The organism is Coxiella endosymbiont of Ornithodoros amblus (assembly GCF_019425495.1).
Lineage (GTDB): Bacteria > Pseudomonadota > Gammaproteobacteria > Coxiellales > Coxiellaceae > Coxiella.
In genome coordinates this window covers 1-9696 of sequence record NZ_VFIV01000048.1, presented here as the reverse complement: position 1 = coordinate 9696, position 9696 = coordinate 1, and the positions used below count along the sequence as shown (strand labels likewise).

Below are 9696 nucleotides of genomic sequence, written 5' to 3'. Positions count from 1 at the left end.
GTCACAATTGTATAAAATCAATTCCCGCACGATCGCTCGTGCCCGTAATCCCTAGGGTATTCTGGGGATTTCTCTTAACGCTATTTATATATCATGATGGAGACCCACAATCCCCTGCCCGTGCAGGAATCACAGAGGGTACTGGATGACAGGGTGACAAAGTGGGTGATGGCAAGGTCCGGGAATGACTATGGTTGTGGCTGACCATGCTTAAAGAAATAAAGAGGAGTTTGTAAATTGACAATTTCTTTTGTCCACTTAAAAATTCATAGTGAATATTCTATTGTGGACAGTGTCGTGCGCATCGATCAATTATTGCAACGCGCTGTGGATTTAAAAATGCCGGCTGTTGCTTTAACCGATGAAGTTAATCTTTTTGCACTTGTTAAATTTTATCGTCAGGCAATAAACAAAGGAATAAAGCCTATTATTGGATCGGAATTATTATTAGCTGAAGGCGATGATGTTTTTCGATTCACGGCTTTGTGCCAAAACAAAATTGGTTTTCGTCACCTCATTCACTTATTATCCCGCGCTTACGTGGAGGGACGACAGCGCGATCATGTATTAATTCAGTCCGAATGGTTGGTGCAAGCTAAGGAAGGATTAATTATTTTGTCTGGCGCTCGTCGAGGGGATGTTGGACAGGCATTGTTGCAGCGTCGCTCGTTATTGGCGGAGGAACGATTAAGGCGTTGGATAAACCATTTTCCCGGTCGATTTTACTTAGAATTACAGCGTACCCGACGGGACCAAGAAGAGGAGTATATCCATTCAGTCATTGAATTAGCACTAAAACATCGCGTACCTGTCGTAGCTACGAATGAGGTGTGTTTTTTGTCGCAGAGTGATTTTGAAGCGCATGAAGCGCGGGTATGTATTCATCAAGGTTATCTTTTACAAGATCTCAATCGACCTCGCGAGTATAGCGATCAACAATACTTTAAAAGTGCTGAAGAAATGACAGTGCTTTTTTCGGATGTTCCAGAAGCATTAGAAAACACAGTAGAAATTGCTAAACGTTGCAGCGTTCCTTTGTCGTTGGGTGAAGTTTTTTTACCTAAATTTCCTGTCCCTGCCAATTTGAAAGTAGAAGATTATTTTCGCGGTCAAGCCAAACAAGGTTTAAGCCGCCGTTTGCTTGGATTAGAAATGAGAAATAATTTAACCTGCAAAGATTACGAGGAACGTTTAGAAACCGAAATAACAGTGATCACAAAAATGGGATTTGCCAGTTATTTTTTAATTGTGGCTGATTTTATCGCGTGGGCAAAGAAACATCATATTCCGGTAGGTCCGGGGCGAGGTTCTGGTGCGGGTTCCTTGGTAGCTTATTCGCTGGGAATAACGGAACTTGACCCTTTAGAGCATGATTTGTTGTTTGAACGTTTTTTGAATTTGGAACGCATTTCAATGCCTGACTTTGATATCGATTTTTGTATGGAGGGCCGCGATCGCGTTATCGATTACGTGGCTGAACGTTATGGTCAGGAGGCGGTCGCACAAATTATTACTTATGGCACGATGGCAGCGCGCGCCGTGTTGCGTGATGTCGGCCGTGTTTTGGGATTACCTTACGGTTATGTGGATAAAATCGCGAAATTAGTTCCCTTTGAATTAGGCGTGACGTTGGAAAAAGCGCTTGAGCAAGAAGAAATGCTGACTAAACGCTACGCGGAAGATGAAGAGGTTAAAAATCTTATTGATCTTGCAATGAAGCTAGAAGGATTGACGCGGAATGCCGGCAAACACGCTGGAGGTGTTGTGATTGCCCCTACTAAATTAACAGATTTTGTTCCGCTTTATTCTGAACCCGGTAGCGATCATCTGGTTACGCAATTTGATAAAGATGATGTAGAGGCCGTCGGTTTAGTTAAATTCGATTTTTTAGGCTTGCGAACATTAACCATTATTAATTGGGCAGTCCAAAATATTAATGCCAAACGTAAAATTCAAAATGAAATAGAACTTGATATTGGAACGATTCCACTGGACGATCTAAAAACGTATGCGCTTTTAAAAAGCTGTGCCACAAGCGCTGTATTTCAGTTAGAGTCTCGAGGCATGAAAGAATTAATTCGGCGGCTGCAGCCGGATAATTTTGCCGATATTATGGCATTGGTTGCTTTATTCCGACCTGGCCCTTTGCAGTCGGGTATGGTGGAAACGTTTATTGCTTGCAAACACGGGGAGCAGTCAGTCCATTTTCTTCACCCTGCGCTAGAACCTATATTAGGTACCACTTATGGGGTAATTCTTTATCAAGAGCAAGTCATGCAAATTGCGCAGGTGTTGGCGGGTTATTCTTTGGGAGCCGCGGATGTTTTGCGCCATGCCATGGGAAAGAAGAAACCTGAAGAAATGGCAAAACAGCGTGCTGTTTTTCTTGAGGGTACGAAAGCGCGTGGTCTAAAGGAAGCGTTGGCAAATCAAATTTTTGACTTAATGGAAAAATTTTCGGGCTATGGATTTAACAAATCGCATTCAGCGGCTTATGCGTTGATTGCTTATCAAACGGCGTGGCTAAAAGCGCATTATTCGGCGGAGTTTATGGCGGCTGTTTTATCGTCGGATATGGACAATACGGATAAAGTGGTTGGATTTATTAATGAATGTCGTGATATGAATTTGGAGCTGTTGCCGCCGAATATTAATTGGAGTCATTATCATTTTACGGTAAGTACTAAAAGTCAAATTGTTTATGGTTTAGGGGCGATAAAAGGCGTGGGTGAAGCCGCCGCTATGAATATAGTTGCTTGCCGCGAAGCTGAAGGTGAGTTTAAAGGGCTCTTTAATTTTTGTTCTCGTGTAGATTTACGTAAAGTAAACCGTCGTGCTGTGGAGCCATTAATTCGTTCAGGCGCAATGGATACTTTTGGCGTTTCACGTGCATCTTTATTTGAATCGTTAACCAAAGCCTTCCAAGCAGCCGAGCAAAGAAATCGGGATATGATCTTAGGCCAACACGATTTATTTGGTGAAGCAGTTAAGGGGATCGACGAAGATTATACGGAAGTGCCAGAGTGGAACGATAGCGATCGTTTGCGAGGAGAAAAAGAAACGTTAGGATTGTATGTAAGTGGTCATCCTTTGCAAGCTTGTATCAAAGAGATGAAAGCAGTAGGTGCTGTACCCATCAATCATTTATCGCTTTCAGAAAAAAATTCAATCGTTGTTGGAGGAATGATGATGGGTATGCGTGCGATTACAACGCGCAGTGGTAAGCGGATGGCGATTTTGTCTCTTGAAGATCAAACGGGAAAGATTGACATCACGCTGTTTAACGATCTATACCAACAGGTCACTGCCGATTTAAACGACCATGCGATTTTAGTCATCCGCGGAACGGTTGCCAAAGATGATTACACGGGTGGCCGGAAAATGGTGGCCGATATGTTATTAACGCTGGATAAGCTCCGAGAACAGATGGTAAAACGGCTGCTTATTCGGCTAGAGGGTGAGGACGAGGTAGACCAGCTTTTAACCGAATTACCTCCACTGATCAAGCCCTATATCGGTGGACGATGTCCAGTGGCTATTGCTTATCAAAGCAAAGCAGCGGTTGCCGAATTAGTTTTAGGCGAGGCTTGGAGAGTGAAAGTGAGCGATAAGTTATTAAGTGAACTGAGTAAATTATACGGGAAAGACCAAATTGAGTTAGAATACTAAAGATTCAAGTAGCCCGTATGAGTGAAGTGAAATAGGGACTACGGGCGTTCTATGTTAGACTACTCCGATGAAACTTTCAGTAAGGGCGCATACTTGCCCTTTTTTATTACATTACTGTCGGGATTAACTTTGCTCTCATTAAAGACGCTCTGGGGTCTATTTCACCTTCGCTTTTTGTCGTCTTACGTACGAGCGCCTTGCGAGTCTGATTTTATTGCCGGCCCTCTTTTTACAGAGAAAAAAAACAATGTTTACCATGATTAAATGGACGTTGGTGTTCAGAGTGTGGTGTGCGTCTTTCAATCAATTAGACCTGAGAGCATTAGTTCTGCGGATTCCGCATTCATCAGGGCAGTAAGGCGTCGTAGTTGTGCCTTTTTTGGCATTAATTTCTCTTAAAAGTAAACCGCGTTGATTTGATTTTATGACGGCGCCATTGTGTTTAGGCGGAATTTTTATCTTAACGGGCGCCAATTTATGATTTTGAGCATCCTGATAGAGGACGCTTTAAATTTTCTCGATTGTGAAAATTTACCGGTAAAGAGTTTTTAAAAAAATTTTATTTAATATCGAAGAAGGGACGGCAATTTTTCTAAGACGATCTAATCTTTTGCGAATGAGATCCGCTAATGACTGATTCTGCGATAGGAAGTCTAATCTTTTTATAATTAATTCTTTGATGTCTCGGTCTGGATACTATTCGCAATAAGTAATTGCATAATCAATGTCTTCAATAGTGAGCGTAATTTGTGAATGAGAAAATAATTGCTTCAAACTCTCTGTATTCGTGCAGCTTCGGATAAATAACGAAATGACCTATTGGTAAACAAGTGAAGTTTGATAACAATAAGTAAGTATTTCAACGAACAAAAAAGTGAATAACGGGGATTATTGCGATGATGCCATATTAACTAAAAGAAAAATGGCAGGAGCGATTTGTAAAGAGAATTTTGATACCCATCGGTAAAGGGATAATCCTCTCGTACGAGGTGTTGTAGGTTTGATACTAATGAATTAAAAGGAAGATGAGTTCCCTTTTTTGATTTTAGGGGTAGGCTGGTGCACGATTTGGGTCAAATGCGTTGATGAAAACCTTAGAACAGTGGGATGTTAACGAAGCCTGAAGAGCATTTCTTTTATTCAGCGGAAGGAAATACTATGAAAAAGGCTTTTTCCACTGAAACTGAGTTAGATCAGAAAGAATCGGTAAACAACTCGATAGCTTACCTTATCAGCGGTTGGACGGGGCCAACATTGATAATTTCTCTACTTATATTTTTCAACAAGCGCTTCAAGAAAGTGGTCAATCCTATCTTTATAAGTGGATACGATCATGTGATGATCGATTCTTTTAAATACAGAAACCTCAGAATTGTGTTGGAATTGCCCCTTAGTAATGTGAATTACTCGGATGATCATGTCGAAGTAATCACTAATCATCGGGCTTATTATGCAAAGGCCGTTATTGTTGCCATTCCCATTGGGGTATTACAAAAAGGAAAAGTCGTTTTTTCTCTCGCACTCCCAACACGTAAACAAAATAGAATAATGCAAATAGATTCCCCTCTTTTAAATAAAATAATTCGAATTTTCTGATTTTTTTTTGGGAAAAGAAGCGCTTAGCTTGCGATATTTGCCAGCTAACCAACGAAGCGTTGCGTTTTGCGTAAACTATCAGAAGTTAATGGATATGCCTTTTCTCGTTGGGTTAGTGGGCAGCAGTTTGTCATAAGTCATTGAAAAATAAAATAAAAAACAATGCGATCAGTTTGCCCTATCTCCATTGAAAAAATATATGAAAATCATTTTATCGAGCCATCTAGATATTACTGTTACTCAATAGCGCGGTGATCCGCATGCTTGTAGGACTTATTCCTTGTTTACCGAAAGAAAGCTCACCCGATTGTTTTGACGAGTTGTCTTCTCCTATCGAGGATAAATTATTCTTTGCAGGGGAAGCAACCGATAAAGAAATATTTTGAACGGCTTATGGCGCTTATTCGAGCGGTTTGCGAGCCGCTAAAGAATTAATTATATCGGCACATATGTTAACACAGGTTGGGGAAAATATGATTGTTAAAAATAGAGGTGCTATCAGAAATCCAGAAGGACGATTTGAGAAAGAGAAGTATGAAAATTTGATGACGGATGGGAAAGCAATGCCGAAGAAGAATTATTGCCGCCGTTAGAAACCGTTTTATTTAAAGATCAAGCGAAAACGGTTATTACGCGCAATGATTCGCCTGATGTTGGTTTTGAACAATCAATTAATCCTTACCGCGGCTATGAACATGGCTGCATTTATTGTTATGCGCGACCGAGGCATGCGTATATGAATATGTCTGCTGGTTTATATTTTGAAACAAGAATTTTTTATAAAGTAAATACGGCTCAATTGCTAACGAAGTAAATCACTAAATCCAAGTATGTATGTAAACCTATTATTTTAGTGGCGAATATAGATCCTTACCAACTTGTCGAAAGGAAATTAAAAGTGACTCGTACTATTTTGGAAGTCTTAAAGCAACATAACCATCCTGTGGTGATTATTACCAAAAGTTCGAGATCGAACTTGATATAGATATTTTGGAAGAGATGGCGAATCGTTGATTAATGAGTGTGGTAGTTAGCGTGACTACGCCTTGGAATAAATTGAAACAAATATTTAGAACTGCGTAACTTTACGCCAAATGATTTTCAGAGAAATAAATTAACGAGCGACTTTCGAAATTCAGGACCATAAAAAACGCCGCCCACTGCGATATGCTATTCCCTAGATCTTCTTCAATGTTACTTGATCCAATTAGGATTAAAGTCGCCGCAAAGCTCGATCATTTGATAGCCTTCGTGATGTAATTGACGAGCTACTTCAATCTCTTGTTCTTCATGATTCATATCAATGTCGACCGCTTTAAAACGGAACCCTTCTTTTTCTATTGTACTGACATTTGTTTTAGGATCAAAACCGGGCATTAACAAAGATGAAACCAAAGGAGTTAAATTTCATAAAATCACTCATAAGTTTTAACGCTTGTGATTCCACCCCACCTCCAAATTGTCAAATTGATAGTGGGATGTTACTATCATGCGCTCTTTAAAGGGGTGGTTCGCGATGCCAACGATTCAACTGCCGGATGGCAGTGTCAAACGATTTTCAAAGCCGGTGTCCGTTCAGGCAGTGGTGGAATCCATTGGAACTTCGCTTGCAAGAGCCGCGTTGGCGGGCAAAATCGATGATCGTCTTGTCGATGTTTCTTTCATTATTGATAAAGATGTGTCTCTTCGGATTATCATGGAGAAAGACCTGGAAGGGTTAGAGATTATCCGCCACTCCGCAGCTCATCTTTTAGCGCATGCGGTAAAAGAATTATTCCCGAAAGCAGAGGTAGCCATAGGCCCGGTAGTGGAAGACGGCTTTTACTACGATTTCGCCTTTGAACGCTCTTTTACCCCCGAGGATCTCGAAAAGATTGAAGAAAAAATGCGATCGCTGGCTAAAGCGGATTTAGCGGTTAAACGAAGGGTGTTAAGTCGTGATGAAGCATTAACGCTGTTTAAAAAAATGGGTGAACGTTATAAAGTCGAAATTATTCGCGACATTCCAAAAGAAGAAATATTGACGGCTTATCAACAAGGTGATTTTATTGACTTATGCCGGGGGCCGCATGTGCCTCGTACTGGAATGTTAAAAGCGTTTAAATTAACAAAATTAGCGGGTGCTTATTGGCAAGGCAATAGTAATAATGAAATGTTACAGCGCATTTATGGAACCGCATGGGTAGATACTAAAGCATTAAATGCTTACCTTTACGGGCTGGAAGAGGCGGAAAAACGGGATCATCGTTTACTAGCTAAAAAAATGGATTTATTTCATTTCCAGCAAGAGTCCCTGGGAAACGTGTTTTGGCATCCTAAGGGCTGGAGTATTATCCTGCAAATGAGAGAATACATTCGTCACATTATGCATAAATACGGTTATCAAGAGGTTCATACGCCACAATTAATTGACGCCAGCCTTTGGGATAAATCGGGGCATTTGGAAAAATTTGGCGATGATATTTTCAGTCTACTGTTGGAACCCCAGCAATATGTTATTAAGCCGATGAGTTGTCCGGCTCACGTCCAAATATTTAATCAAGGCGTTAAAAGCTATCGCGATCTCCCACTTCGCTACGCTGAATTTGGTGCTTGTCATCGCAATGAGCCTTCGGGCACGTTGCACGGTTTAATGCGATTGCGTGGGTTTGTGCAAGATGATGCGCATATTTTCTGTACGGGGGATCAAATTCAATCCGAAGTATCGGCCTTCATTGATCAATTACACGAAGTGTATGCGGATTTTGGGTTTACTGAGGTCATCCACAAGCTTTCCACACGCCCTGAAAAACGAGTGGGCAGCAACGAAGTGTGGAGTAAAGCCGAGCAGGTTCTTGCGGAAGCCTTGAACCGCAAAGGCGTGGAATGGGATATTTTGCCGGGGGAGGGGGCTTTTTATGGGCCTAAAATTGAATTTTCTTTGCGCGATTGTTTGGGGCGAATATGGCAATGTGGGACAGTTCAAGTCGATTTCTCCGTACCGGAACGCTTAGGGGCGCATTATATTTCGGAAGACGGATCTAAAAGGCCCCCTGTCGTGATTCATCGCGCCATCTTAGGCTCTTTTGAGCGGTTTTTAGCCATTTTGTTGGAAGAATATGCCGGTAAATTACCCTTATGGTTGGCGCCCGTGCAGGTTGTGGTTATGAATATTACCGATCGACAGGTAGATTATGTGGGCCGAACTGTAGAAAATCTTCAAAATCTGGAAATTAGAGCGCATTCGGACTTGAGAAATGAGAAAATCGGCTTTAAAATTCGCGAACACACTATTGCGCGTGTGCCTTATCTGCTTGTGATCGGTGATCGTGAAGTAGCCGATAAAACCTTAAGCGTGCGTGCTTTAGAAGACGAGACATCGACCAGGATAACGCTAGAAGAATTTGCTCGTCGATTGAAAGCGGAAATTAGTCAGCGTAGTAGAAAGTCGCCAGTTCAAGCCCTCTGTTCCCAGTCGGTGGGGAGAGTTGGGTGAGAAGGTAATATTTTGTTTAAGAGGAGATAAAATATCAGATCAAAACGAACACGCGTCAATAACCAAATCCGCGTTCCGGAAGTGCGGTTGATTGATGAAAAGGGTGAGCAAGTAGGGGTTTTAAGAACTGATCGCGCCTTAACGATGGCCGAAGAAGCTGGATTAGACTTGGTGGAGATTTCTCCCACTGCTAAGCCGTCCGTTTGTCGTATCATGAATTTTGGTAAATACCAATTTGAGCAAAGCAAACGGAAAGCGGCCCAGAAGAAAAAGCAGCGCTTGGTCCATCTTAAAGAAGTCAAATTTCGTCCTGGAACGGATGTGGGCGACTATCAAGTTAAATTGCGTAAGATTGCTACCTTTTTGAATCGAGGCGATAAAGTAAAAGTCAGCTTGCGTTTTCGGGGACGCGAAATGCAGCACCGTGAATTGGGTTTAGAGTTATTAGGTCGTGTGAAGCGCGATTTAAGAAATATTACTAACATTTTTATTGTTACTGAACAGGAGCCTAGGCTGGAAGGTCGCCAGATGACGATGGTGATTATGAAGGCTAAAGCTGAAGGTAATAAAACGAAGAGAGAAGATCATGCCGAAATTAAAGACTAATCGCGGAGCCGTGAAACGATTTAAAGTTACAAGTTCTGGTAAAATTAAACGGGCAGCGTCAAATCATAACCACATATTGACGAAAAAATCGCAAAAGCGTAAACGCCGTTTACGAAAAATACATGAAGTCGCTTCCAGTGATATAAGAGCTGTAAGTGAGATGTTGAGGGGTTGATATATTGAGTTCCTATCTCTTAAAGACTAAAAAACGTAAAACCTGTGATTCCCGTGCGTGGGCCGTCTACTGACAGACAAAGAATCGAGGGCTTTCACAGCCGAAGTCACGGGAGTCCCGGCTAAAAGGCTAAGAAAAGCACCATCGGTGTTTTTCTTAGCCCCTAGTCTTTTAG

The 9696-nt window shown here is 41.6% G+C and carries 6 protein-coding genes and 4 pseudogenes; 8 read left to right on the top strand and 2 right to left on the bottom strand.

Annotated features, from left to right (window positions below; translation table 11 throughout):
• Positions 1 to 237: 237 nt before the first annotated feature.
• Both dnaE and FIV31_RS06120 read left to right on the top strand, forming a co-directional pair.
• A complete protein-coding gene (dnaE, locus tag FIV31_RS06125; RefSeq protein WP_280124159.1) occupies positions 238 to 3669 on the top strand; it encodes a DNA polymerase III subunit alpha in 3432 nt (1143 codons plus the stop codon).
• Positions 3670 to 3736: 67 nt separating this feature from the next.
• Positions 3737 to 4147: pseudogene (locus FIV31_RS06120) on the top strand (EamA family transporter); the annotation flags it as partial.
• Here the strand turns inward: FIV31_RS06120 and FIV31_RS06115 are convergent.
• A pseudogene (locus FIV31_RS06115) lies at positions 4145 to 4709 on the bottom strand (cyclin family putative virulence effector); the annotation flags it as partial. The pseudogenes FIV31_RS06120 and FIV31_RS06115 sit on opposite strands and share 3 nt — an antisense overlap.
• Positions 4710 to 4827: 118 nt before the next feature.
• Here FIV31_RS06115 and FIV31_RS06110 point away from each other — a divergent pair.
• From FIV31_RS06110 to FIV31_RS06100, 3 genes and pseudogenes are all read left to right on the top strand, one after another.
• Positions 4828 to 5265 (top strand): FAD-dependent oxidoreductase, encoded by a 438-nt coding sequence (locus FIV31_RS06110; protein ID WP_280124158.1) that lies wholly within the window; start codon positions 4828 to 4830, stop codon positions 5263 to 5265.
• A 251-nt stretch (positions 5266 to 5516) separates the two neighbouring features.
• Complete coding sequence (locus FIV31_RS06105) at positions 5517 to 5651, top strand: hypothetical protein (RefSeq protein ID WP_280124157.1); 135 nt, start codon at positions 5517 to 5519, stop codon at positions 5649 to 5651.
• An 87-nt stretch (positions 5652 to 5738) separates the two neighbouring features.
• Positions 5739 to 6276: pseudogene (locus tag FIV31_RS06100) on the top strand (radical SAM family protein); the annotation flags it as partial.
• 90 nt (positions 6277 to 6366) lie between these two features.
• Here FIV31_RS06100 and FIV31_RS06095 read toward each other — a convergent pair.
• A pseudogene (locus tag FIV31_RS06095) lies at positions 6367 to 6642 on the bottom strand (DUF6506 family protein).
• A 139-nt stretch (positions 6643 to 6781) separates the two neighbouring features.
• Here FIV31_RS06095 and thrS point away from each other — a divergent pair.
• From thrS to rpmI, 3 genes are read left to right on the top strand one after another with little or no spacing between them, the layout of a single operon-like run.
• Positions 6782 to 8740 carry a threonine--tRNA ligase gene (thrS, locus tag FIV31_RS06090; protein ID WP_280124156.1) on the top strand — a complete coding sequence of 653 codons (1959 nt, stop codon included), beginning with the start codon at positions 6782 to 6784 and terminating at the stop codon, positions 8738 to 8740.
• Between the two features lie 33 nt (positions 8741 to 8773).
• Entirely contained in the window at positions 8774 to 9346 is a 573-nt protein-coding gene (gene infC / locus FIV31_RS06085) for a translation initiation factor IF-3 (RefSeq protein ID WP_280124160.1), read from the top strand.
• Positions 9327 to 9521: a 50S ribosomal protein L35 gene (rpmI, locus tag FIV31_RS06080; protein WP_280124155.1), complete on the top strand. Its 195-nt coding sequence runs from the start codon at positions 9327 to 9329 to the stop codon at positions 9519 to 9521. Before infC ends, rpmI begins: the two co-directional genes overlap by 20 nt.
• Positions 9522 to 9696 lie beyond the last annotated feature (175 nt).